We start from the raw sequence: 25,233 nt of genomic DNA on the forward strand, positions 1-25,233 counted from the left end.
TGCAGACTCAGAGGCGGTGAGAAACCGCCTCGGCCAGCAGGGCGAGCACCTTTTCGCTCTCCTGCCAGCCGAGGCAGGGATCGGTAATCGACTTGCCGTAGACCAGCGGTTCGCCGCTGACGACTTTCTGATTGCCCTCTTCCAGGAAGCTTTCAATCATCACACCGGCAACGGCCTGCGATCCCGCTTTAATCTGTTCTGCCACCTCTGCCGCGACATCCATCTGACGACGATGCTGCTTCAGGCAGTTACCGTGACTGAAGTCGATCACCAGTTGCTGTGGCAGATTAAATGCCGACAGACTTTCGGCCGCGGCGGCAACATCACTGGCATGATAGTTAGGCTGTTTGCCGCCACGCAGGATCACATGACCATGCGGGTTGCCGCTGGTCTGATAGATAGTCATCTGGCCCAGCTTATCGGGCGAAAGGAACATGTGGCTGGCGCGCGCGGCGCGAATCGCATCCACGGCAATCTGTACGTTACCATCGGTGCCATTTTTAAAGCCGACCGGGCAGGAGAGGGCCGATGCCATTTCGCGGTGGATCTGGCTTTCGGTGGTGCGTGCGCCAATCGCGCCCCAGCTAATCAGATCGGCAATAAACTGGCCGATCACCATATCCAGGAATTCCGTGGCGGTAGGCAGGCCCAGCGCGTTGATATCAATCAGCAGCTGGCGGGCGATGCCTATGCCGCGGTTCACATCGTAGCTCCCATCCAGATCCGGATCGGAGATTAAGCCTTTCCAGCCCACTACGGTGCGCGGCTTTTCAAAGTAGGCGCGCATCACAATCTCCAGCCGATCTTCATAGCGGCGGCGTAACGCGTTCAGACGCTCAGCATATTCCAGCGCCGCTTTCGGGTCGTGCAGCGAGCAGGGGCCAATCACCACCAGCAGGCGGGGATCTTCACCCGTCAGAATACGGGCAATACGTTTACGGGCAGCGGTGACATTGTCGGCAATTGCCGGAGAGACAGGATGCTCAGCCGCCAGGCTGGCGGGGGTAATCAGACTACCAATGCGTGCGGTACGCAGTTCGTCGGTTTTGTTCATGGGTTTCTCGAAAACGGTTCTTCGCAGCGGTGAAATACCGGGAAGTGATGGTGGTCACAATAAACCATTAGTCTGCGAATTCAACCCGGAATTTAATAATGAAATCAAAAGCGACGGCAGCGCCGCTTTACAGTTCAGCGCCGGTTACCCATCAGTACATGCGGCGAGTCAGGCCCATAATGTCGAGAATTTTGGTCGCAATCTCCTCCACGGAGTAGTTGGTGCTGTTGAGATAGCGGATCTGATGAGTGCGAAACAGCGCTTCCACTTCGCCCACCTCCAGCCGGCACTGACGCATCGAGGCGTAACGGGTATTTTCCGCCCGCTCCTGACGTATCGCAGCCAGCCGTTCCGGGTCGATGGTCAGCCCGAACAGTTTATTCTGATGCGCGCGCAGCGCGGGCGGGAGTTTAAGGTTATCCATATCGTCGGCAATGAATGGATAGTTGGCGGCGCGAATACCAAACTGCATTGCCAGATAGAGGCTGGTGGGGGTTTTGCCACAGCGCGAGACGCCTAACAGAATCACCTGCGCATCTTCCAGCCCGCGCAGCGAGATGCCGTCATCATGCGCCAGGGTGTAATCGATGGCCGCGATACGTGCGTCATATTTACCCAGGTTACTGGCATCCAGTCCATGGGTACGGTGTGCCACCGGCGCGGGCGATAACCCCAGCTCCTGCTGAAGCGGGGCGACCAGCGCCTGGACGATATCCTGACAAAAGCCGTCACTCTGTACGATGATGTCGCGCACTTCCGGCGTCACGATGGAGAAAAAGACCAGCGGCCGGACACCGCTCTGCTGATAGAGCGCGTTAATCTGGGCTTTTACCGCCAGCGCACGCTGAACATTTTCCACAAACGGCAGCGTCAGGCTGGTGATATTGACCGGAAACTGCGACAGCACCGCATGACCCAGCACCTCAGCCGTAATGGCTGTACCATCGGAGATATAAAAAACGCTTCTGTCAGTTGTCATAACGAAATCAGCCTCAGACAAGAGTGAGCATTCAGCATGGGCCATGCGATTAAATAAATCATCTCTGATTTTAATTTCTGGAATGTCTGTCCGGATTATTTGTCTGTCGTTTCATCACGATACTAAAAATGAAAGGGTGGCTCGTTGAGCGAGCATTCTTTTTAATCCGTCGTTAAGCCGCAAATAGCCACGCAGTTGTTGCGCAACAAAACAGAATGCTTAAGTGGCTGAAAATCTGCCATTTCCTGTGGCATCAATCATTTAGAGAAAAAAGGCGACTTTGCGCAACAGCAAAATAAAGCGCTCACAATTCTGAAACTGTGGCTGAAATTCTGCTTTAACGATTCAACAGATCGTTATTGAGAGGGTGATATGCCAGGCTGAAGACAGATTACTCCCTGTGTCCATTCATTGATAATTGATAAAGGATAAGCTCAATGTCCAGTAAAGGCGAACAGCCACTCGTGCTCTGGTATAACCAGCTTGGCATGCATGATGTTGACCGGGTGGGGGGCAAAAATGCCTCTCTGGGTGAAATGATTACTAATCTGTCGTCGCTGGGCGTTTCCGTGCCCAACGGTTTCGCGACCACATCCTACGCCTTTAACCTGTTCCTCGATCAAAGCGGGCTGAATCAGCGCATTTATGCGCTGCTGGATGAGACCGATATTGATGACGTTGATGCGCTGGCAAAAGCGGGTAAGCAGATTCGTCAGTGGGTCGTGGAGACACCGTTCCTGCCCGAGCTGGAGTCCGCCATTCTGGACGCCTATAAGCAGCTTTCTGCTGATGATGATGCCGCGTCGTTTGCCGTACGCTCCTCTGCAACCGCAGAAGATATGCCTGATGCCTCTTTTGCCGGCCAGCAGGAAACCTTCCTGAATGTACAGGGCATCGACGCCGTCATGGTGGCGGTAAAGCATGTCTTCGCCTCGCTGTTTAATGACCGCGCTATCTCCTACCGTGTGCATCAGGGCTATGACCATCGTGGTGTTGCGCTCTCAGCGGGAATACAGCGCATGGTGCGTTCAGACCTGGCCGCCTCGGGTGTGATGTTTACCATTGATACCGAGTCCGGCTTTGATCAGGTGGTCTTTATCACCGCCGCACTGGGGCTGGGGGAAATGGTGGTGCAGGGTGCCGTTAACCCGGATGAGTTCTATGTGCACAAGCCAACCCTGGCAGCCGATCGTCCGTCGATTGTGCGCCGCAATATGGGCTCGAAAAAGGTTCGCATGGTCTATGCCGATTCCCAGGCGCATGGCGAGCAGGTGCGGATCGAAGATGTGCCTGAGGCCGAACGCGACCGTTTCTGCCTGAGCGATGAGGAAGTGCAGGCGCTGGCGAAGCAGGCGGTGCTGATTGAACAGCATTATCAGCGCCCGATGGATATTGAGTGGGCCAAAGATGGGCACACCGGCAAACTGTTTATTGTTCAGGCGCGCCCTGAAACCGTACGCTCAAATGGCCAGGTAATGGAGCGTTACACGCTGCAGGGGCAGGGCAGCGTTGTCGTGGAAGGTCGTGCTATCGGTCATCGTATTGGCGCTGGCGTTGTGAAGGTCATCCACGATATCAGCGAAATGAACCGCATAGAAAAAGGCGATGTGCTGGTGACCGACATGACCGACCCGGACTGGGAACCGATCATGAAAAAGGCGTCAGCGATTGTAACTAACCGCGGCGGACGGACCTGTCATGCTGCGATCATCGCGCGTGAGCTGGGCATTCCGGCAGTGGTGGGCTGTGGCGATGCCACTGACCGGCTGAAAGAGGGGCATAACGTCACGGTCTCATGTGCCGAAGGTGATACCGGCTACGTTTATGATCAACTGCTCGACTTCGACGTCACCAGTTCGCAGGTCGATTCACTGCCTGAACTGCCGCTGAAGATCATGATGAACGTGGGCAACCCCGATCGCGCCTTTGATTTCGCCTGTCTGCCTAACGAAGGCGTGGGTCTGGCGCGGCTGGAATTTATCATTAACCGTATGATCGGCGTCCACCCTAAAGCGCTGCTGGAGTTTGACCAACAGACGCCGGAGCTGCAGCAGCAGATCCGTAAAATGATGAAAGGATTTGATGATCCGGTGGAGTTTTACATCGCTCGCCTGACTGAAGGAATTGCCACGCTTGGCGCCGCTTTTGCGCCGAAACGCGTAATTGTCCGACTTTCTGACTTTAAAACCAATGAATATGCCAACCTGGTGGGTGGAGAACGCTACGAGCCGGAAGAGGAAAACCCGATGCTGGGATTCCGGGGTGCGGGTCGCTATGTCGCTGACAGCTTCCGGGACTGCTTTGCACTGGAGTGCGAAGCGGTGAAACGTGTTCGCAACGAGATGGGCCTGACAAACGTCGAGATTATGGTTCCGTTTGTGCGCACCGTTGAGCAGGCGAAGGCTGTGGTGGAAGAGCTGGGGCGTCAGGGACTGAAGCGCGGCGAGAACGGGCTGAAGATCATTATGATGTGCGAGATCCCGTCAAATGCCCTGCTGGCGGATCAGTTCCTGGAGCACTTCGATGGCTTCTCTATTGGCTCAAACGACATGACTCAGCTGACGCTGGGGCTGGACCGCGACTCTGGCGTCGTCTCCGCGCTGTTTGACGAGCGTAACGAGGCCGTGAAGATGCTGCTTTCAATGGCCATAAGGGCCGCGAAGCAGAAGGGGAAATATGTCGGAATCTGCGGGCAGGGACCGTCAGACCATCAGGATTTCGCCGCATGGCTGATGGAAGAGGGCATCGACAGTCTGTCACTGAACCCGGACACGGTGGTGGAGACCTGGGTGAGTCTGGCGCAGCTAAATAAAACAGCCTGATACGGGTTGTTAGCACTCTTCAGGGCCCGCTATGCGGGCCTTTTCTGTTTATATCTGGTCAGATTCAGGCAAAAAAAAAGCCCATCACAGGGGATGGGCAAAGACTACACACAGCAATTCTTTACTCTACTCAGGGGAATGAGATTGTCTGAAAATCATCAGGTTGATTTCGAACATAGGAAACATGTTATTCATACGGCTGGCTGTCGTCTTTAAGAATCCTCTTATTAGTTTAAAGCCAATAATCTTTTGTGACCTTTACTTCGCCATTTGGCTTAAGAAACAGTGCAGAAAGTAATCTTTTTTGGCCCGAAAAGGTCACTTTCAGGCCAAAGGTGGCTTTTTTCTTAAAAATCGCTAATGGAAAACAGAATTTATCTGATCTGAGAGAAGGGGTGCGGTTAATCATCATTAACCGCACTAATCAATGCTTATGGGGGGTAGCGGCGCAGCGGGTTATTGCATCCCATCATACAGCAGGCGGGGTATCCTCGTGATCCGCCAGGGCATCAGCCACGGCCAGTTGGTCACTATCCGGGGCAGGCGCTTCATGAACCCAGACGGAAACCAGACGATAAGAGACCGCCAGAACCACTGGCCCGATAAACAGACCAATCATCCCGAACGCAAACAGTCCACCAATAACACCAGAAAGAATCAGGATCATCGGCAGATCGGCACCCATACGGATCAGCATCGGACGCAGCACGTTATCCATCGTGCCGACCACACAGCTCCAGACCAGCAGCACCGTTCCCCATGTTGTATCTCCGCTCCAGTAGAGGTAGATAATGGCGGGAACCAGCACCAGTAGCGGGCCGAGCTGTACCAGACAGCAGAGGATCATCAGTACCGTCAACAGCGTGGCGTAAGGAATGCCGGAGATCGCCAGACCGATACCGCCCAGCACGCCCTGCACCAGCGCCGTCACCACTACGCCAAGCGCCACGGCACGAATGGACTGCGCCGCCAGCAGTACGGCGGCATCACCGCGCCGTCCCGCCATGCGGAAAGCAAAGTGACGAATGCCCTGGGCAGCCTGTTCGCCACGCCAGTAAAGCAGCACGCTGAACAGTAACATCACGCCCAGATGGATCATAAAGCGTCCGAAATGACCGGCCTGCGCGACAAAAAAGCCGGTGGTACGGCCGATATAGGGCTGTATTTTTGCCATGACGCCGGCACCGCCGCTCGCCACCAGCGTGTCATAACTGACATAAAGCTTCTTGCCGACCATAGGTACATCGTTGAGCCATAGCAATCGCGGCATCATATGCCCCTGGGTAACCCAGGCAATTACCGGCGCGCTGTTATCAATCAGGCTGCTGACCAGCAGGGCGATAGGGATAATAAACAGCAGCAGCAGAAGCAGTGTCATCACGATCACCGCCAGGGAACGGCGTCCCCATAACAGTCGCTGGAATTTCAGCATCAATGGCCAGGTGGCAATCACCACCATACTGGCCCAGGCAAAGCCCAGAATAAACGGCTGCACGACCCATAAACAGGCGACAATCAGCAGCAGAATGAACATCAGGGTGAAGAGTATTTGCGGTAAATCCATATCCCGGTACTGGCTTTTCATCATTGACTCATAACCTCGTCTTAATCCTTCATTTTCAGGCATTCGGATGCCCGTTTTTATCATGATCTATTTGCTGAGGTTTAAACAGAGTTGCGGAGAAAGGTTTTTGCCTTTTCTGAAAAAAGGGCAGGCGCAGGAAAAATATGATAAAACGAGAAATCGCTAATCTATAAACGCAAACGTTTACAACACCTTCGGTCAGACAATCATGATCCCACAGATTTCGCAGGCACCGGGCCTCGTTCAACTGGTGCTGACGTTCCTTGAGTCGTTGAAAGAGCAGGGTTTTACCGGTGACATGGCAACCAGCTATGCCGACCGGCTCTCACTCTCCACCGATAACAGCATCTATCAATTGCTGCCCGACGCGGCGCTCTTTCCGCGCTCGACTGCGGATGTTGCGCTGCTCGCCCGCGTGGCCGGAGAAGCGCGCTTTGCCAGCCTGGTATTTACCCCGCGCGGCGGCGGTACCGGCACCAACGGTCAGTCGCTGAATCAGGGGATTGTGGTGGATATGTCGCGCTACATGAACCGTATCCTGGAGATCAATACCGATGAGGGCTGGGTGCGGGTTGAAGCGGGGGTGATCAAAGATCAGCTTAACGCCTGGCTGAAGCCATTCGGCTTTTTCTTCTCGCCGGAGTTATCCACCAGTAACCGTGCCACGCTGGGCGGCATGATTAATACCGATGCGTCCGGCCAGGGCTCACTGGTCTATGGCAAAACCTCGGACCATGTGCTGGGCCTGCGCGCCGTGCTGCTGGGCGGCGATATCCTTGATACGCGTCCAATGGCCACCGCGCTGGCTGAAACCCTGGCGCAGACGGCGACGCCCGAAGGCCGGCTCTATCAGCAGGTGCTGACGCGCTGCCGCGAGCATCGTGCGCTGATTCTGGAAAAGTTTCCAAAGCTGAATCGGTTCCTGACCGGATATGACCTGCGCCATGTATTCAGCGACGATATGCAAACCTTTGACCTGACGCGCCTGCTGTGTGGTGCAGAGGGAACGCTGGCCTTCGTCACGGAAGCGCGGCTTGATATCACGCCGCTGCCTAAAGTGCGCCGACTGGTGAATATCAAATATGACTCCTTTGACTCCGCCCTGCGCAATGCGCCTTTTATGGTGGAAGCGCAGGCGCTCTCGGTAGAGACCGTTGACTCTAAGGTGCTGAACCTGGCGCGCGAAGATATTGTCTGGCACTCGGTGCGTGAATTGATCGCCGATGTACCCGACAAAGAGATGCTGGGTCTGAATATTGTTGAGTTTGCCGGTGACAACGCCGCGCTGATCGATCAGCAGATTGAACAGCTTTGTGGCCGCCTTGACGCACTGATGGCGCAGCAGCAGGGCGGCGTGATTGGCTATCAGTTCTGTAACGACCTGGATGGCATTGAACGCATCTATAACATGCGTAAAAAAGCGGTGGGTCTGTTGGGAAATGCCAAAGGCCGGGCTAAACCGATTCCCTTTGTGGAAGATACCGCGGTTCCACCGGAAAAACTGGCGGACTACATCGTCGAGTTTCGCGCGCTGCTCGACAGCCACGGGCTGAGCTACGGCATGTTTGGTCATGTTGATGCAGGTGTACTGCATGTGCGTCCGGCGCTGGATATGTGCGATCCGCAGCAGGAGATGATGATGAAACAGATCTCCGACGAAGTCGTGGCGCTGACAGCGCGCTACGGCGGTCTGCTGTGGGGTGAACATGGCAAAGGATTTCGAGCCCAGTACAGTCCGGCATTCTTCGGTGAGACGCTGTTTAACGAATTGCGCCGCATCAAAGCGGCCTTTGATCCGCTCAATCGCCTGAATCCGGGCAAGATCTGTACGCCATACAACAGTAATGATGAAATGATGCAGGTCGATGCGGTGAAGCGCGGAACCTATGATCGTCAGATTCCGTTAACGGTCCGGGATGAATGGCGTGGCGCGATGGAGTGTAACGGCAACGGGTTGTGTTTTAACTTTGATGCCCGCAGCCCGATGTGTCCCTCCATGAAGATCACCCGCAACCGCATTCACTCGCCCAAAGGGCGGGCAACGCTGACGCGGGAGTGGCTGCGGCTGCTGGCCGGGCAGGGCGTCGATCCGCTCACCCTGGAAAAGCAGCTGCCCGAAAATCGGCTGTCGCTTCGCACTCTGATTGCCCGTACCCGCAATAGCTGGCACGCCAGCAAAGGGGAGTATGACTTCTCGCACGAGGTGAAAGAGGCGATGTCGGGCTGTCTGGCCTGCAAAGCCTGCTCCACCCAGTGTCCGATTAAAATTGACGTGCCCGCTTTCCGCTCGCGCTTCTTACAGCTCTACCACACCCGTTATCTGCGTCCGGTCAGCGATCACCTGGTGGCTGCAGTGGAGGGCTACGCGCCGCTGATGGCAAAAGCACCGAAAGTGTTTAACTTCTTTCTGCGCCAGCCGTGGCTGAAAGAGATAAGTAAAACCCATATCGGTATGGTCGATCTGCCTCTGCTTTCGGCCCCAAATCTGAAACAGCAGCTCAGTGGTCATCCCGCCATGAACATGACGCTGGAGCAGCTGGAAGGGCTGTCAGCCGCTGAACGCGCAAACTGTGTGCTGGTGGTGCAGGATCCTTTTACCAGCTTCTATGAGGCGCAGCTGGTTAACGATTTTGTCAGGCTGATTGAGAAACTGGGCTACCGGCCCGTGCTCCTGCCATTCTCGCCAAATGGCAAAGCGCAACATGTGAAAGGTTTCCTGCACCGTTTCGCCCGCACGGCGTCCCGCACCGCCGATTTCCTGAATCGGGTGGCAAAACTGGGGTTGCCCATGGTCGGCGTCGATCCGGCCACGGTGCTCTGCTATCGCGATGAGTATCGTCAGACGCTGGGCGAATCACGCGGCGACTTTAACGTCCTGCTGGTACATGAGTGGTTAGAGCGTGCACTGGCAGAGCGTGACGTGCAGGCCACGGGCGGAGAATCCTGGTATCTGTTTGCACACTGCACCGAGGTGACCGCGCTGCCCTCCACACCGAATCAGTGGCAGGCGATCTTCTCCCGTTTTGGCGCGAAGCTGGAGAACATCAATGTTGGCTGCTGCGGTATGGCAGGCACCTACGGTCACGAAAGTAAGAACCTTGAAAACTCGCTGGGGATCTACGCGCTCTCCTGGCATCCCCAGCTTCAGCGACTGCCACGCCAGCGCTGCCTGGCCACCGGCTATTCGTGCCGCAGTCAGGTCAAGCGTGTCGAGGGCAACGGAATGCGTCATCCGCTTCAGGCATTGTTAGAGCTAATGTAAAAAAATTGTGCGCGACGTCACGCCCTGGCTGGATTAGAATATCCAGCCTGCGTGACGCATGAAGTCACTTTGCAGCGCAGTGGCCTGGTTCCACTCCCCGACCATTGCCAGTTGATGGCAGAGGCGGGTCAGGGACAACCGCGCCAGTTGATAAGCCTGAAGGCGAAACAGGCGATCGCGATCGCTGTTTCCCATCTCCTGCACCAGTCGGTGATGCAGTTTACCCATGGCATGCAGGTAACTCTGGTCGTCACCGTTCAACTGGCAGATTTCTGCCATATCCTGACAGGCATCGTTAAACTGACGTAGCTGATGAATCGTGCAGTCGGCCCGGTCGAGTTTTGCCTGCGCCATATAAAAGTCGACGGTGATATCACGCACCGCAAACTGATATTCGTCGATTTTGTGCTGCAGCCAGGCTGAGACAGAAAGCGTCATAACGCCACCCTGAATGTGAATGATAATAATTATCATATTCAATTGAGCTGTGATTGCAATTGGCGGGCAGAAAAATTTATCGATTTATCCTGCCTGTCGGTATAATCGGAAATAACAATCTGTTTACATCGCAGAAAGGCGTAACCTATCAATAAGCATTTTTATCAAAAATGGTTATTTAAAAAAGAGTGATTTATTAATAGGTTAACACTGGCTTATTTATGCTGACGCGCTCACCACAAGGTGAGCTGAAGAGGCTATGCTTAATAATTAAGCAAATAAAACCGCACAAGATGATTATCCCTGCAAAACAAGAGGTTGAAGTGATTGGTCAGATCACTACCATAGGGGGATAGCCTGAAAAGGTCCGGACTCAAGAGGTATCAACATGGCATCCGTTAATACAGACTCTTTCTCACCCGACGATTTTGTCTGGAAAGGGCTGACGCTGACTGAAACCGCAGCGCAACAAATTCTCAATCTGGCGGCTCAGGACCCCGATGTCAAGGGTCTGCGGCTCGGCGTAAAACAATCCGGCTGCGCCGGGTTTGGTTACGTCATGGATCTGGTGAAAGAGCCAGTCGAGGATGATTTGCAGTTCTCATTCCATGGCGCAACGCTGTTTGTGCCGCTACAGGCGATGCCATTCGTTGATGGCACCGAACTGGACTACGTTCGTGAAGGCCTGAATCAGATTTTTAAATTCAATAACCCTAAAGCTCAGCACGCCTGCGGGTGCGGTGAGAGCTTTGGCGTCGAGTAAGTGAAATATGTCACGACACAGCGAAACATCTGACGATGTACAAATCTGGGAAGGCAAGCTCAACTACAAAGAGGGCTTCTTTACCCAACTGCAAACCGAAGAATTTGCCAACGGCATCAATGAAGATGTGGTGCGGGCGATCTCGGCCAAGCGTAACGAGCCAGAGTGGATGCTGGAGTTTCGTCTTAAAGCGTTTCGTGCCTGGCTTGAAATGGAAGAGCCACACTGGCTGAAAGCGCACTACGAAAAACTCGACTACCAGGATTACAGCTACTACTCCGCGCCTTCCTGCGGCAACTGTGATGACAGCTGCGCATCAGAACCCGGTGCACTGCAGGCATCAGGCAGCGCGCCAGCCAGCGATTATCTGACGCAGGAAGTGGAAAACGCCTTTAATCAGCTGGGTGTCCCGGTGCGTGAAGGCCGTGAAGTGGCGGTTGACGCCATTTTTGACTCCGTTTCGGTGGCGACCACCTACCGCGGCAAGCTGGCGGAGCAGGGAATTATCTTCTGTTCCTTTGGCGAAGCGATTCAGGAGCACCCGGAGCTGGTGAAGCAGTATCTCGGCACGGTTGTTCCGGCGAACGATAACTTCTTTGCGGCGCTGAACTCGGCGGTCGCCTCTGACGGCACCTTCGTTTATATCCCGAAAGGGGTGCGTTGCCCGATGGAGTTGTCGACCTATTTCCGCATCAACGCAGCGAAAACCGGTCAGTTCGAACGCACCATCCTGATTGCCGATGAAGACAGCTACGTCAGCTACATCGAAGGCTGTTCAGCGCCAGTGCGTGACACCTATCAGCTGCACGCGGCCGTGGTGGAAGTCATCATCCACAAAAATGCCGAAGTGAAATATTCGACGGTTCAGAACTGGTTCCCGGGCGGCGAAGGTGAGGGGGGTATCCTGAACTTCGTAACCAAGCGCGCGCTGTGTGAAGGCGACCACAGCAAGATGTCCTGGACACAGTCTGAAACCGGCTCTGCTATCACCTGGAAATACCCAAGCTGCATTCTGCGCGGGGACTATTCAGTGGGTGAATTCTACTCAGTGGCACTGACCAGCGGTCGTCAGCAGGCCGATACCGGCACCAAGATGATCCACATTGGTAAAAACACCAAATCGACCATCATCTCCAAAGGGATTTCGGCCGGTAAAAGTCAGAACACCTATCGCGGGCTGGTGAAAATCATGCCAACCGCGACCAATGCCCGTAACTTTACGCAGTGTGACTCGATGCTGATCGGTCCTGATTGCGGCGCACATACTTTCCCGTATGTGGAGACCCGCAACAATACCGCTCAGCTTGAGCATGAAGCCACGACATCACGTATCGGCGAAGATCAGATGTTCTACTGTCTGCAACGCGGTATCAGTGAAGAAGACGCCATCTCGATGATCGTGAACGGCTTCTGTAAAGACGTATTCTCGGAGTTGCCACTGGAATTTGCTGTGGAAGCCCAGAAATTGTTAGCCATCAGCCTTGAGCACAGTGTGGGCTGATGCCGTCACACGCGTTGCCGGAAGCAATGTGAAGGAATAAGTATGTTAAGCATTAAAGATTTGCAGGTCAGTGTTGAAGATAAAGCCATTCTGCGTGGCCTGAATCTCGAAATTAAACCCGGCGAAGTGCATGCCATCATGGGCCCGAACGGCTCAGGTAAAAGTACCCTGTCAGCGACGCTGGCAGGCCGTGAAGATTATGAAGTAACCGGCGGTTCGGTCAGCTTCAAAGGTAAAGAACTGCTGGAACTGGCCCCTGAAGAGCGCGCCGGTGAAGGCATCTTTATGGCATTCCAGTATCCGGTAGAAATTCCGGGCGTCAGCAACCAGTTCTTTTTGCAGACCTCGGTCAATGCGGTACGCAAATATCGTCAGCAGGAAGAGCTGGATCGCTTCGATTTCCAGGACTTCATTGAAGAGAAAATTGAGCTGCTGAAGATGCCGGCAGATCTGCTGACCCGCTCAGTCAACGTTGGCTTCTCCGGCGGTGAGAAGAAGCGTAACGACATCCTGCAGATGGCGGCACTGGAGCCAGAGCTCTGTATCCTGGATGAGACCGACTCAGGCCTGGATATCGATGCGCTGAAAATCGTGGCGAATGGCGTAAACAGCCTGCGCGACGAAAAGCGTGCCTTTATCATCGTGACCCACTACCAGCGTATTCTGGATTACATCAAGCCAGACTTCGTTCATGTTCTGTATCAGGGCAAAATCGTGAAATCTGGCGACTTCTCGCTGGTGAAACAGCTGGAGGAGCAAGGTTATGGCTGGCTTACCGACGAAGAGTGATTCTGCGCTGCAACAGTGGCATCACCTGTTTGAGTCGCGCGGCGACGTGCGTTCTCTGCAGGCACAGCAGCACTGGCAGCAACTGATGCGCGTTGGCCTGCCAACCCGCAAGCACGAAAACTGGAAGTACACGCCGCTGGACACCTTACTGTCACAGCAGTTTGTACTGCCTGACGCGCCGCAGACCCTGAGCGCTGAACAGGTTGATGCACTGGCGCTGCCGCTGGATGCGATCCGTCTGGTCTATGTTGACGGTCAGTTCCAGCCAGCCTTCAGCAGTCGCGACTGCGAACTGTTTGAGGTTCAGCACAGCGTGGCCGCCGAGCGCCGTCCGCTGCCTGCTGCGGTTCAGCCTGAAGTCTTCCTGCATCTGACAGAGAGTCTGGCAGAAGAGGTGACGACCCTGCGTCTGGCACGCGGTAAATCCGCTGCGCGTCCGGTCTATCTGCTGCATATCACCAGCGGTCAGCAGACGGGTATGAACACGGTTCACTATCGTCATCACCTGCAGCTGGAAGAGAGTGCCGAAGCGGAAGTGATTGAGCACTACGTTTCACTGGATGAGCGCGCCCATTTCACCGGCACGCGCTTTACCTTTGCGGTTGGCGACAATGCAAAACTGACGCACACGAAGCTGGCCTTTGAAAGCAGCGCCAGCTATCACTTTGCGCATAACGATCTGGTCATTGGCAATGATGGCCAGGTCAGCAGCACCAGCTTCCTGCTGGGTGCCGGGCTGTCGCGTCACAACACCAGTACCCAGCTGAATGGCGAAAACACCACGCTGGCTATCAACAGCCTGGTGCTGCCGGTGAAACAGGAAGTGGCGGATACCCGTACTTACCTGGAGCACAACAAGGGCCACTGCGTCAGCCGCCAGATGCATAAAACCATCGTGCGCGACAAAGGCCGTGCGGTGTTTAACGGCCACATTAAAGTGGCACAGCATGCGCTGAAGACCGACGGGCAGATGACCAACAACAACCTGTTGCTGGGCAAGCTCTCAGAAGTCGATACCAAACCGCAGCTGGAAATTTATGCGGATGACGTCAAGTGCAGCCACGGTGCCACCATCGGTCGTATTGATGATGAGCAGATGTTCTACCTGCGTTCGCGCGGTATTGAGCAGGATGCTGCACAGACCATGATTATTCATGCGTTTGCCGCAGAACTGACCGAAACACTGGAAAATGAGGTGATGCGTCAGGCCGTGCTGCAGCGTATCGCGCAACGTTTTCCCGGAGGCGACATATGATGAACTTCGATCTCGAACGCGTCAGGGCTGATTTTCCTATCCTGAAGCGTGAGGTCAACGGTCATCCGCTGGCCTATCTTGACAGTGCGGCCAGCGCACAGCGTCCACTCTCGGTAATTAACGCCGAGAGTCATTTCTATCAGCACGGCTATGCGGCCGTGCATCGTGGTATCCATACGCTGAGCCAGCAGGCGACCAGCGACATGGAGAACGTGCGCGATCAGGCTGCCCGTTTTATCAATGCGCAGTCACAGGAAGAGATTGTCTTCGTCAAAGGCACCACCGAAGGCATCAATCTGGTGGCGAACACCTGGGGCAGCAGTAACCTCCAGGCTGGCGATAACCTGATCATCACTGAGATGGAGCATCACGCCAATATCGTTCCATGGCAGATGCTGGCCCAGCGCACCGGCGCAGAAGTGCGCGTCCTGCCATTAAATGACAACGGTGAGCTGGCGCTGGAGCAACTGGCGGGGCTGATCGACAGCCGTACGCGGTTGCTGGCGGTGACGCATGTTTCAAATGTGCTCGGCACGGTTAACCCGGTTAAATCGATCGTTGCTCAGGCAAAAGCGGCTGGCGTCATCACGCTGGTGGATGGTGCCCAGGCGGTGATGCATGACAAGGTTGATGTGCAGGATATCGGCTGCGACTTCTACGCCTTCTCCAGCCATAAACTCTATGGCCCGAACGGCGTGGGTATCCTCTACGGCCGTAAAGCGCTGCTGGATCAGATGCCACCATGGGAAGGGGGCGGTTCAATGATTGAGCGCGTCATGCTGCCCACCGGCACCACCTGGAACAGTGCGCCGTGGCGCTTTGAAGCGGGTACGCCGAATACCGGCGGCATTATTGGCTTTGGTGCGGCGATGGCCTATGTGCAGGCGCTGGGACTGGATACGATTCATCAGCGCGAGACGGCACTGATGAACTATGCGCTCGATAAGCTGGGCACCGTTCCGGATATCCAGATCTACGGTCCGCAGTCACGAGCTGGCGTTATCGCCTTCAATCTCGGTAAACACCACGCCTACGATGTTGGCAGCTTCCTGGATCAATATGGCATTGCCATCCGCACCGGACATCACTGCGCGATGCCGCTGATGCAGCATTACAATGTACCGGCGATGTGCCGTGCCTCCTTCACGTTCTACAACAGTGAAGAGGAAGTAGATCGTCTGGCTGCCGGTTTGACGCGCATTCATCGTCTGCTGGGCGGCTGAACAGTTTTAACGGAGTCCCTGATGGCGAATTTGCCTGAAAAAGAGAAACTGGTTCGCAACTTCAACCGTTGTGCTAACTGGGAAGAGAAGTACCTCTACATTATTGAGCTGGGTTCAAAGCTTCCGGAATCTTCTGAAACCTTACACCAGCCGGAGAACGTGATTTCGGGTTGTCAGAGTCAGGTGTGGATCAGAATGACCCCGCAGGCGGATGGTTCCATTGCGTTTGAAGGCGACAGCGATGCCGCTATCGTTAAAGGTTTGATTGCTATCGTATTTAGCCTCTATCAGAACCTGCCGCCCGCCGATATCCTGGCGCTGGATGTGCGCCACTGGTTTGGTGAACTGGCACTGATGCAGCACCTGACGCCCACCCGGTCGCAGGGGCTGGAGGCGATGATTCGGTCTATTCGCCATACCGCTCAGAACCTCAGCTAAGTTACACTCCACAGACGCCATCCGGCGTCTGTTTTTTTATCTGACGAGAAAATTGCATGAAACCTGCTTTACGTTTAGCCGGTGCATTGCTGCTGACCTGCTTTGGGCTCTCTGCACCCGCGTTCGCCACCGAATATCCGCTGCCACCACCTGACAGTCGCCTGATTGGCGAAAACGTCCTGACTCAGGTTCCTGACAATAAACAACCTCTGGAAGCGATTGCGGCGCGCTACCAGGTCGGCCTGCTGAGCATGCTGGAGGCCAATCCCGGTACCGATCCCTGGCTGCCCAAAGCGGGCACCCAGCTGACGGTGCCACTGCAGATGATCCTGCCCGATACGCCGCGCGAAGGGATTGTGGTGAATCTGGCCGAGCTTCGTCTCTATTACTATCCCAAAGGGGAGGATAAGGTCATTGTCTATCCCATCGGCATTGGCCAGCTGGGTGCGGCCACGCCAGTGATGGTGACGCAGATCAGCCAGAAGATCCCTAATCCTACCTGGACGCCCACGGCGAACATCCGCAAACGCTACGCTAAAGAGGGCATTACGCTGCCTGGCGTGGTCCCCGCCGGACCGGATAACCCGATGGGGCAGTTTGCCATGCGTCTGGCGCGCGGCACCGGCCAGTATCTGATCCATGGCACTAATGCGAAATTCGGCATCGGCATGCGCGTCAGTTCAGGCTGTATCCGTCTGCGTTCAGAAGATATCGAAGCGCTGTTTAACTCAGCCCCGAAAGGGACGCGGGTACAGATCATCAATCAGCCGGTGAAATATGCTGTAGAGCCGGATGGGAAACGCTACGTGGAAGTGCATCAGCCGCTGTCACGCAACGATAAGGACGATCCACAGACCATGCCGATTGCACTCACTGCCGGAGTGAAGCAGTTTATGAAAAGTGAGAAGAGTGATAGTGCCCTGATTAAAGCCAGCTTAGCGCGACGCTCAGGCATGCCTGTGCTGGTCAGCAGTGGGGAGCCGGTGCAGAGTGATACCGTGCCGCCTGCGGGGCTGGAGAGCGCATCTGTGGGGGCTGATATCCCGGTGACACAGGCTGAGGGCAACGCGGTTCAGCCCTGAACGGATAAGTGCCTGTGAAGGGCACTGAATTCGGAGCAAAAAAAATGGCGCCATAAAGGCGCCATTTTTAAACCAGAACTCTTACTTACGGTAAGAGTGAGCCTGGTTGTCCAGACGCTGGTTAGCGCGTGCTGCGTCATCTTTAGCAGCCTGAACGTCTGAACGCACTGCGTTCACGTCGTTGCTCAGCTGGTCAACTTTAGCGTTCAGAGTCTGAACGTCTGAAGACAGCTGGTCGATTTTAGCGTTGCTTGAGCAACCAGCCAGCATAGTTGAAGCCAGAACTACCGCGCCCAGTACCAGTTTAGTACGATTCATTATTTATACCCTCTAGATTGAGTTAATCTCCATGTAGCGTTACAAGTATTACACAAAGCTTTTTAAGTTGAGAATAAATTTTTGATGAGAAGATGCTTAAATTTGATCGTTCGCTCAAAGAAGCAGCGAATCACAGAATATGATAAAAAAATTTAGCGAAAACAGAGAGATTTAATCGGATTAACCTTAATATTAAGAGTATTTGAATAGTTATTTTCGATTGGAATTTTCTGACATTTGGTTTAAGTAGAAATAAAAAAAAGCGCCCGATAAAGGCGCTTAAAAATAATGGTCAGAGAGAGTTTTACAGAACGTGTACAGAAGCGGTGTTGGTAGTTCCGCTTGGTACTAATGCACCTGACACCAACACCACGACATCGCCTTTCTGGCCGTAGCCACTTTCCAGCGCCGCTTCTTTACCCAGACGATAGAAATCGTCGGTTGAAGCGATCTCAGTCACCAGACGTGTCTCAATCCCTTTGCTCAGGATCAGCTGACGGGCAGTCATCGGATTGGTGGTCAGCGCCAGGATGGTCGCGTTCGGGAAGTATTTACGTACGGCTTTAGCAGATTTACCCCCTTCAGTAGCAACCACAATCAGTGGCGCTTCCAGCTTCTCAGCGGTCTCTACAGCACCACGGCAGACGGCTTCTGTGATACGCATTTTGCGGTTATCACTCTGGCTGTCGATGCGGGACTTCATCACGCGATCGGTACGCTCACAGATGGTCGCCATGATGGTGACCGACTCAAGCGGATAACGGCCTTTGGCGCTCTCACCTGACAGCATGACAGCATCGGTACCGTCAAGAATGGCGTTTGCCACGTCACCGGCTTCTGCGCGGGTAGGGCGCGGGTTCTTGATCATGGAATCGAGCATCTGGGTAGCCGTGATGACCACTTTGCGTGCTTTATTACATTTTTTGATCATCATCTTCTGCGCGAAGATCACTTCTTCAACCGGGATCTCAACGCCCAGGTCGCCACGCGCAACCATGATGCCGTCTGAGGCTTCGAGGATTTCGTCGAAGTTGTTCAGGCCTTCCTGGTTTTCGATTTTGGAGATGATCTGGATATGCTCGCCGCCGTTCTGTTTCAGGTGCTCGCGAATTTCCAGCACGTCTGAACGTTTACGGATGAAAGAGGCGGCGACGAAGTCTACGCCCTGCTCACAACCAAAAATCAGGTCGCGCTTATCTTTTTCGGCCAGTGCTGGCAGCTGGATAGAGACGCCTGGCAGGTTAACGCCTTTATTTTCGCCCAGATCGCCATTGTTCAGGACTTTACACACCACGGTATTTTCAGTGACTTCGGTCACTTCCATACCAATCAGGCCATCATCGACCAGCACCGTGTTGCCGATTTTCAGGTCAGCAGTGAAACCCGGGTAGGTCACCGCAACGCGCTCGCTGTTGCCAATCACGCTCTGGTCTGTAGTAAAGGTAAAGGTCTGACCCGCTTTCAGAGCCGCATCGTTGCCGCCTTCCAGTTTCATGGTGCGGATTTCAGGGCCTTTGGTATCCAGCAGAATAGCGGCCTGACGGCCGGTTTTTTGCATAACGGCACGCATGTTGGTGATGCGTTGGCCATGCTCAGCGTAGTCGCCGTGAGAGAAGTTAAGACGCATAACATTCATGCCAGCTTCAAGCAGCTGAGTCAGCATCTCTTCGGATTCGGTTTTCGGGCCGATTGTACAAACGATTTTAGTCTTTTTCATGACGGATTTTCTGTAAGTTGTGATGGATGAATAAGGGCGGAATCCGATGGCAGCGCATCGAAGTGAAATTTCTGATTGAGACTGAAATGGGCAGTACTGAGTAAGAATAGGTGACGAAGGCCAGGCGTGCAGGGAAGTTGTGCGGTTACGGTTGGTAACCACCACGCTGTTGTTGCGCAAATCATTTGAGTTATCGCAGTAAGCACGTGATCGCTGAAACCTTTCAAGTAAGCAACGCGGGACAGTATAGACGCTAAGTATGCGAAAACCAATCAAAAAGCAGAAGGGGGAAGCGATGCAGATCAATAAAAGTGGAGTTGCGCAAGCTGAAGGAATTCTGAAAGTGGTGCGCTCTAATGGACTCGAACCATCGACCCCCACCATGTCAAGGTGGTGCTCTAACCAACTGAGCTAAGAGCGCATACTGAATATTGGTGCGTCCGAGTGGACTCGAACCACCGACCCCCACCATGTCAAGGTGGTGCTCTAACCAACTGAGCTACGGACGCACTTGGTGCGCTCTAATGGACTCGAACCATCGACCCCCACCATGTCAAGGTGGTGCTCTAACCAACTGAGCTAAGAGCGCAACATGCTGTCAGGGCGACAGCGGGGACGAATATTAACGGCAGCGTGTGAGGCTGGCAAGGGGAAAATAGTTTTTTCGCCATGACTGCACAGCAACTGTGCTAACCGTCGTTTTTTTCGTCATTGCGGGCCATGAATGACCCGCCTCGAACGTTATCGCGCTGCACGCGTCAGGATAATCTCCGCCGGTGATTGCTGTAACCGTCTGATGCGCCAGATCATCATCACCGCAGCCGAGGTCAGGCCGATAATAAAGCCGCACCAGAAGCCCGCAGGTCCCATGCGCGGCACCACCCAGTCGGTCAGCGCCAGCAGATAACCGGCTGGCAGTCCCAGCAGCCAGTAAGCAATAAAGGTAATAAAGAAAATCGACCGCGTATCTTTATAGCCGCGCAGGATCCCGCTGCCAATCACCTGTATCGAGTCTGAGAACTGATAAATTGCCGCCAGCAGCATCAGCTGTGCCGCCAGCGTCACCACTTCAGGGTTGTCGTTATAGAGCAGGGCAATCTGATGACGGAACGTCACGGTAAAAATGGCGGTTAGCGCCGCCATGCTGATGCCTACACCCTGTGCGGTCCAGGCCGCGACCCGTGCCTGCTCGGTGGAGCCCTGACCCAGACGATAACCGACGCGGATGGTGGTCGCGACACCCAGCGACAGCGGCAATACAAACATCAGTGAACTGAAATTCAGCGCAATCTGGTGGCCGGCCACGTTAACGATGCCCAGTGGCGAAACCAGCAGGGCGACCACGGCGAACAGCGTGACCTCAAAGAAGAGCGCCAGCGCCACCGGCAATCCCAGCGTCATCAGGCGGCTCAGAATCGGACGGGAAGGGGGTGACCAGCGGCTCTCCATACGGATATCGCGCATGCTACCCATCCGGCGCACCCAGAAGCGCATGCAGATAAACATCACCCAGTAGACCGAGGCGGTCGCCACGCCGCAGCCGACACCGCCCAGGGCGGGCATGCCGAAGTGGCCATAGATAAAGACATAGTTGAGCGGGATGTTGAACATCAGGCCTAAAAAGCCCAGCACCATGCCGGGTTTGGTTTTCGACAGCCCCTCGCATTGATTGCGGAGCACCTGGAAGAAGAGGTAGCCAGGCGCGCCGAACAGCAGGGCATGCAGATAGCCTTCTGCCTTCAGCGCCAGCACTGGATCAATGTCATGCATCGCCCGGATAAGATAACCGGCATGCCACAACAGCACCATAATCAGCAGGGAGACGAAAAAGGCGAGCCAGTATCCCTGGCGGATCTGTTCACCGATGCGTTCGCGGCGGCCAGAACCATTGAGTTGCGCAACGGTGGGCGTCAATGCAAGCAGAAGACCATGACCAAACAGGATGGCCGGTAGCCAGACAGAGGTGCCGACAGCAACGGCGGCCATATCCGTGGCGCTGACTGCGCCGGCCATAATGGTATCCACAAATCCCATTGCGGTTTGAGCCACCTGAGCAAGGATGACCGGAATCGCAAGGGCCAGCAATTGACGCGCTTCTGTTAAATACTTCTGCACGTTAACACCTGACTTATTGAATGAATTAAAAGGGGCAGGAAGCCCGGGGAATTTCGCGAGCTAGTGTAACTGGCATAACAGAATTCGCCAATCTTTGTCACACAATGCGGTTTGCTCCGCTATAAAGCGGCGGTGCGGGCTGAAATCTAACAGCCGACCTGAGCTGTGATAAACTAGCGTAAACTTCGCAGAGGCAAAGACTATGTTTACCGGTATTGTGCAGGGCACCGCAGAAATCGTGTCCATTGAAGAGAAAGAACTGTTTCGCACCCACACTGTCCGCCTGCCGGAAGAGCTCTTACCGGGTCTGGCGCTGGGCGCATCCGTAGCCCATAACGGTTGCTGTTTAACCGTAACGGCAATTGAAGGCGACCGCGTCAGTTTTGATTTAATTAAAGAGACATTGCGGGTGACTAACCTTGGCGATTTACGTCAGGGCGATGTGGTCAATATTGAGCGTGCAGCGAAATTCAGCGATGAAATAGGCGGACATCTGATGTCTGGTCATATTATGACCACCGCTGAAATCTGCAAGATTATCCAGTCAGAACATAACCGCGAGGTCTGGTTTAAAATCCAGGATGCGGCGCAGATGAAATATATTCTGCATAAAGGGTTTGTCGGCATCGACGGTATCAGCCTGACGGTAGGCGATGTGACTAAGACTAAGTTCTGCGTCTATCTGATCCCGGAAACGCTGGAGCGTACCACGCTGGGGGCGAAGACCTTTGGCGATCGGGTGAATATTGAAATCGATCCGCACACGCAGGCAATCGTGGAGACCGTTGAGCGGGTGTTAGCACAGCGCGATGCCGCGGCGGCGATGAGCATGCTGACCGGCCAGTCAAAGACAGAGAGTTAATAAAAGGCGCGTAAGCACCGCAGACAGCCCAATCGGTTTTACTCTGTCAGCATTATAAAAGCGCAGGGCGCCGGCTCAGAAGAGGAAAGCGTCCCGCCGCCCGGATAAAAACGCCGGGAGCGTTTTTGAACAACGCAAAGCGTTGGCCCGGCAACGGGCGTACCTCAGGGATGAGGTGCGTAATCGCGTGGGCCGGGCGTGTCAGGGATGACGGGTTTTGCGACTTTCCGATCTGACCCCGTTCCTTGCGCAACGCTCCCTGTTAAAGCAAAACAGGCCCTTCTTTTCAAGTGTTCAGCCGGGGCAGCGCCTTCTTAATTGCCCGCTTTTTAACCCCTACCGCGCCACCCGTAATCCCCCCTCAACACCGCGACTGAACACGATCTGCCACAGCTGAATATCACGCGCCCGGAAGGCACCGGCACAGGCATTCAGATAATAGGAGAACATCCGTTTAAAGCGTTCGCCATATTTATCGGCCAGCTCTGGCCAGGCCTGCAAAAAGCGTTCATGCCAGGCCATCAGTGTTTTATCGTAGTCTGCGCCGAAGTTGTGCCAGTCTTCCAGAATAAAATGGGGTTCGCTGGCATCGGCCACATGGCGCACCGAAGGCAGGCAGCCGTTGGGGAAGATATATTTATCGATCCAGGGATCGACACTCATATCGGTTTTAATCGCGCCGATGGTGTGAAGCAGGAAAATACCGTCAGGCTTTAAATTACGATCGACCACGTCAAAATAGGTCGCGTAATTTTTCGGTCCGACATGTTCAAACATACCCACCGACACAATACGATCAAACTGCTCATTCAGATCGCGATAATCCTGCAACAGAATCGTGACGTCTAATCCGCTACAGCGCTGCTGCGCCAGTTTCTGTTGTTCGGCGGAAATCGTTACGCCATGCACTTTAACGCCATAATGACGTGCGGCAAATTCCGCGAGTCCGCCCCAGCCACAGCCGATATCCAGCAGTGTCATTCCGGGTTCCAGCGCTAATTTACGGCAGATCATATCCAGCTTGGCTTCCTGCGCCGTCGCCAGTGTCGTCGCCTCTTTCCAGTAGCCACAGGAGTATTGCATGTAGGGATCGAGCATCAGTGAAAAGAGATCGTTGCCCAGGTCGTAATGCTCTTTACCGACAATCCACGCCCGTTTTTTTGACTGCAGATTGGTTAAGCGTGCGGCGGCAATGCGCAGCGTATCTTTGAAGTGATGAGGCAGCTGCTGATCGAGTTTATGTTTAAGTACCTGATGGAAGAAAATATCCAGCCGGTCACACTCCCACCATCCATCCATAAAGCTCTCACCGAGCCCAAGAGAGCCCTCCTGCAGAACACGTTTAAAAAAACCAGGATGATTAATATGAATATCCCAGGGACGTGAACCATTAATTTCGATATCCGCTTTTTCCAGCAGTTCATGAACGATGCGATACCAATGGTTTTCTTCGAGGCTCACTTCTTCTGCATAAGATGAACTCATAGATTTTCCACCACCTGTCCAATCTGAACCTGAACAAAGAGTAGCCAATTTATTCAGGCAATGAGAAACGATGCGGATGGCTCCGCAAACCGGTTATCTGTGTGATACAGAGGACTGGAACAGCCTGCAGCAGGTCGGGTAAGGTGAGAATAACGCGCGCGAATACCGTCCCGGCAGCAGGGTGCCAATCAGATTATTACGTTATTATATTGTTGATTTATTACAGATTTGTTGACCCGGATGAGTATATGCTCACGCGGGTCAATATTCAATAACTTATTGTTAGGGCGCTAACTAAAAAGTCAGTGTGTCACTGATTATCCTGGCAGGCAGTTTGCGCAGAGGCAACAACAGTTTGTGCGCTTGCGGCACGCTGCATGGCGTAACCCAACAGCGCCAGCACAATTGTCACCGTCATCATCAGTGTGGTGGTAAATAGCGGCTGAGTTAAGCCGGCCGACACCGCCAGGCTGGCAGCGAAACAGAGTCCTAACTGCAGTGTATTCTGCAACGCGGCGGCTTTACCGGTAGCGGTTGGGAAGGGCATCAGCGCACTGGACACCACAATCGGATAGATCGCGCCGTTAGCCAGCGCCATACCGCAGAACGGTACCATCAGACTCACCAGCGTGCTGCTGCCAGCAAGCGCAACAGCAAACAGCGCCAGAATGCTCAGGCTGTAGACGGCCAGCAGCCAGGGCAGCAACTGTGCGCCGTTAAAGCGGTTGAGCAGGGTGCGACAGCCGAAGCCACCAATTAAAAAGGCGAGCGTCTGGGGCACATAACTCAGACCGATATCGGCGGGCGACAGACCCAGATCCGCCAGAATAAAGGGCGATCCGGTCAGCCAGGCAAAGAAGCTGGCTGAGCAGGCGGAGTAGATCAGCACGTTGCCGCTGTAGACCCGTGATTTAAGCAGCGTGAAAAAGCCGGGCTGCGCACCTTTTTCTCCCGCGGCCTTGCGCACGGTGGGCAGACGCAGCGTGGTCAGAATCAACGCCACCGCAATCAGGGTCAGCACCAGGAAAATCGAACGCCAGTGGAAGTGGCCGATCAGCCAGGCACCCAGCAGCGGAGCCAGCGCCGGAGAGAGCGCAACCAGCGGCATAATGGTGGCAAAGACTTTGTTAGCGCGCGCTGCAGGATAGCGATCCACCACCAGCGCCTGCCAGCTTACGGCAGCGGCACAGACGCCAATCGCCTGGACAAAACGCAGCGCCAGCATCAGATAGATATCGTTCACCCACAGCATGCCTGCGCAGCCAGCGCCAAACATGGCCAGTCCGGACAGCAGCACCGGTTTACGGCCGATGCGATCGGAAAGCGGTCCCCAGAAGAGCTGACCCACGGCGAAGCCGCCCAGGAAGAGACTCATACTGGCGCTAATCAGACCGGGTGAAGTGTTAAAGGTTTGCTGCATCGCACCAAAGGCGGGCAGGTACATATCAGTGGCTAAAAAGCCCAGCATGCTCAGCAGGGCAAGGTAGGGCATAAACCCTTTATTCGACAGCATCTGATTCTCATTTTTGCAGGATAAACGCGGCA

Annotated in this window: 19 protein-coding genes, 3 tRNA genes and 1 other RNA gene; 10 read left to right on the top strand and 13 right to left on the bottom strand. The window is 54.4% G+C overall.

Annotated features, from left to right (window positions below; all coding sequences use genetic code 11):
* Nucleotides 1–7: 7 nt before the first annotated feature.
* Nucleotides 8–1,054: a 3-deoxy-7-phosphoheptulonate synthase gene (locus HFD87_RS04200; RefSeq protein WP_010670032.1), complete on the bottom strand. Its 1,047-nt coding sequence runs from the start codon at nt 1,052–1,054 to the stop codon at nt 8–10.
* Between the two features lie 151 nt (nt 1,055–1,205).
* Entirely contained in the window at nt 1,206–2,033 is an 828-nt protein-coding gene (locus tag HFD87_RS04205) for a pyruvate, water dikinase regulatory protein (protein ID WP_010245652.1), read from the bottom strand.
* Nucleotides 2,034–2,470: 437 nt separating this feature from the next.
* On the opposite strand from HFD87_RS04205, the gene ppsA reads away from it, so the two are divergent.
* On the top strand, nt 2,471–4,855 hold the full coding sequence (ppsA, locus tag HFD87_RS04210; RefSeq protein WP_010245649.1) for a phosphoenolpyruvate synthase: 2,385 nt from the start codon (nt 2,471–2,473) through the stop codon (nt 4,853–4,855).
* Nucleotides 4,856–4,924: 69 nt separating this feature from the next.
* Here ppsA and rprA read toward each other — a convergent pair.
* Nucleotides 4,925–5,032, bottom strand: an RNA gene (gene rprA, locus HFD87_RS04215) — antisense sRNA RprA.
* Between the two features lie 292 nt (nt 5,033–5,324).
* Entirely contained in the window at nt 5,325–6,443 is a 1,119-nt protein-coding gene (ydiK, locus tag HFD87_RS04220; protein ID WP_033771631.1) for an AI-2E family transporter YdiK, read from the bottom strand.
* A 205-nt stretch (nt 6,444–6,648) separates the two neighbouring features.
* On the opposite strand from ydiK, the gene HFD87_RS04225 reads away from it, so the two are divergent.
* Nucleotides 6,649–9,702, top strand: a complete 3,054-nt coding sequence (locus HFD87_RS04225; protein ID WP_010670034.1) for an FAD-binding and (Fe-S)-binding domain-containing protein — start codon at nt 6,649–6,651, stop codon at nt 9,700–9,702.
* A gap of 33 nt (nt 9,703–9,735) precedes the next feature.
* Here the strand turns inward: HFD87_RS04225 and HFD87_RS04230 are convergent, their stop codons facing one another.
* Nucleotides 9,736–10,140, bottom strand: a complete 405-nt coding sequence (locus HFD87_RS04230) for a hypothetical protein (RefSeq protein WP_010670035.1) — start codon at nt 10,138–10,140, stop codon at nt 9,736–9,738.
* A gap of 388 nt (nt 10,141–10,528) precedes the next feature.
* On the opposite strand from HFD87_RS04230, the gene sufA reads away from it, so the two are divergent.
* Genes sufA through HFD87_RS04265 form a run of 7 tightly spaced genes read left to right on the top strand, consistent with a single transcriptional unit; the run spans nt 10,529 to nt 17,191 of the window.
* Entirely contained in the window at nt 10,529–10,903 is a 375-nt protein-coding gene (gene sufA / locus HFD87_RS04235) for a Fe-S cluster assembly scaffold SufA (protein ID WP_010245637.1), read from the top strand.
* A gap of 7 nt (nt 10,904–10,910) precedes the next feature.
* Nucleotides 10,911–12,404, top strand: coding sequence for a Fe-S cluster assembly protein SufB (sufB, locus tag HFD87_RS04240; protein ID WP_010245634.1), 1,494 nt, complete (start codon nt 10,911–10,913; stop codon nt 12,402–12,404).
* 42 nt (nt 12,405–12,446) lie between these two features.
* Complete coding sequence (sufC, locus tag HFD87_RS04245; RefSeq protein ID WP_167422987.1) at nt 12,447–13,193, top strand: Fe-S cluster assembly ATPase SufC; 747 nt, start codon at nt 12,447–12,449, stop codon at nt 13,191–13,193.
* Nucleotides 13,168–14,448 (top strand): Fe-S cluster assembly protein SufD, encoded by a 1,281-nt coding sequence (gene sufD, locus HFD87_RS04250; protein ID WP_052271702.1) that lies wholly within the window; start codon nt 13,168–13,170, stop codon nt 14,446–14,448. The genes sufC and sufD overlap by 26 nt, the downstream gene beginning before the upstream one ends.
* Complete coding sequence (gene sufS, locus HFD87_RS04255) at nt 14,448–15,671, top strand: cysteine desulfurase SufS (protein WP_167423093.1); 1,224 nt, start codon at nt 14,448–14,450, stop codon at nt 15,669–15,671. The genes sufD and sufS overlap by 1 nt, the downstream gene beginning before the upstream one ends.
* A gap of 21 nt (nt 15,672–15,692) precedes the next feature.
* Nucleotides 15,693–16,109: a cysteine desulfuration protein SufE gene (gene sufE / locus HFD87_RS04260; protein WP_010245623.1), complete on the top strand. Its 417-nt coding sequence runs from the start codon at nt 15,693–15,695 to the stop codon at nt 16,107–16,109.
* Between the two features lie 56 nt (nt 16,110–16,165).
* Nucleotides 16,166–17,191: a L,D-transpeptidase family protein gene (locus tag HFD87_RS04265; protein ID WP_010245620.1), complete on the top strand. Its 1,026-nt coding sequence runs from the start codon at nt 16,166–16,168 to the stop codon at nt 17,189–17,191.
* An 81-nt stretch (nt 17,192–17,272) separates the two neighbouring features.
* Here the strand turns inward: HFD87_RS04265 and HFD87_RS04270 are convergent, their stop codons facing one another.
* The 6 genes from HFD87_RS04270 to HFD87_RS04295 form a co-directional block, all read right to left on the bottom strand.
* Nucleotides 17,273–17,509 carry a major outer membrane lipoprotein gene (locus HFD87_RS04270; RefSeq protein ID WP_003853216.1) on the bottom strand — a complete coding sequence of 79 codons (237 nt, stop codon included), beginning with the start codon at nt 17,507–17,509 and terminating at the stop codon, nt 17,273–17,275.
* 304 nt (nt 17,510–17,813) lie between these two features.
* Nucleotides 17,814–19,226: a pyruvate kinase PykF gene (gene pykF / locus HFD87_RS04275; protein WP_010245613.1), complete on the bottom strand. Its 1,413-nt coding sequence runs from the start codon at nt 19,224–19,226 to the stop codon at nt 17,814–17,816.
* Nucleotides 19,227–19,570: 344 nt separating this feature from the next.
* Nucleotides 19,571–19,647, bottom strand: a tRNA-Val gene (locus tag HFD87_RS04280).
* An 11-nt stretch (nt 19,648–19,658) separates the two neighbouring features.
* Nucleotides 19,659–19,735, bottom strand: a tRNA-Val gene (locus HFD87_RS04285).
* A gap of 3 nt (nt 19,736–19,738) precedes the next feature.
* Nucleotides 19,739–19,815, bottom strand: a tRNA-Val gene (locus HFD87_RS04290).
* 152 nt (nt 19,816–19,967) lie between these two features.
* The gene (locus tag HFD87_RS04295) at nt 19,968–21,341 is read right to left on the bottom strand and encodes an MATE family efflux transporter (protein ID WP_022625743.1); all 1,374 of its coding nucleotides are present in this window, start codon (nt 21,339–21,341) and stop codon (nt 19,968–19,970) included.
* 202 nt (nt 21,342–21,543) lie between these two features.
* On the opposite strand from HFD87_RS04295, the gene HFD87_RS04300 reads away from it, so the two are divergent.
* Entirely contained in the window at nt 21,544–22,203 is a 660-nt protein-coding gene (locus HFD87_RS04300; RefSeq protein WP_010245607.1) for a riboflavin synthase, read from the top strand.
* Between the two features lie 336 nt (nt 22,204–22,539).
* Here the strand turns inward: HFD87_RS04300 and cfa are convergent, their stop codons facing one another.
* Together cfa and punC are read right to left on the bottom strand one after the other, a co-directional pair.
* Nucleotides 22,540–23,688 carry a cyclopropane fatty acyl phospholipid synthase gene (gene cfa / locus HFD87_RS04305; protein WP_167422988.1) on the bottom strand — a complete coding sequence of 383 codons (1,149 nt, stop codon included), beginning with the start codon at nt 23,686–23,688 and terminating at the stop codon, nt 22,540–22,542.
* 310 nt (nt 23,689–23,998) lie between these two features.
* Nucleotides 23,999–25,201 (bottom strand): purine nucleoside transporter PunC, encoded by a 1,203-nt coding sequence (punC, locus tag HFD87_RS04310; protein ID WP_033771637.1) that lies wholly within the window; start codon nt 25,199–25,201, stop codon nt 23,999–24,001.
* Nucleotides 25,202–25,233: the final 32 nt, after the last annotated feature.

Source organism: Pantoea sp. EKM21T (genome assembly GCF_011800405.1).
Taxonomy (GTDB): domain Bacteria; phylum Pseudomonadota; class Gammaproteobacteria; order Enterobacterales; family Enterobacteriaceae; genus Pantoea; species Pantoea agglomerans.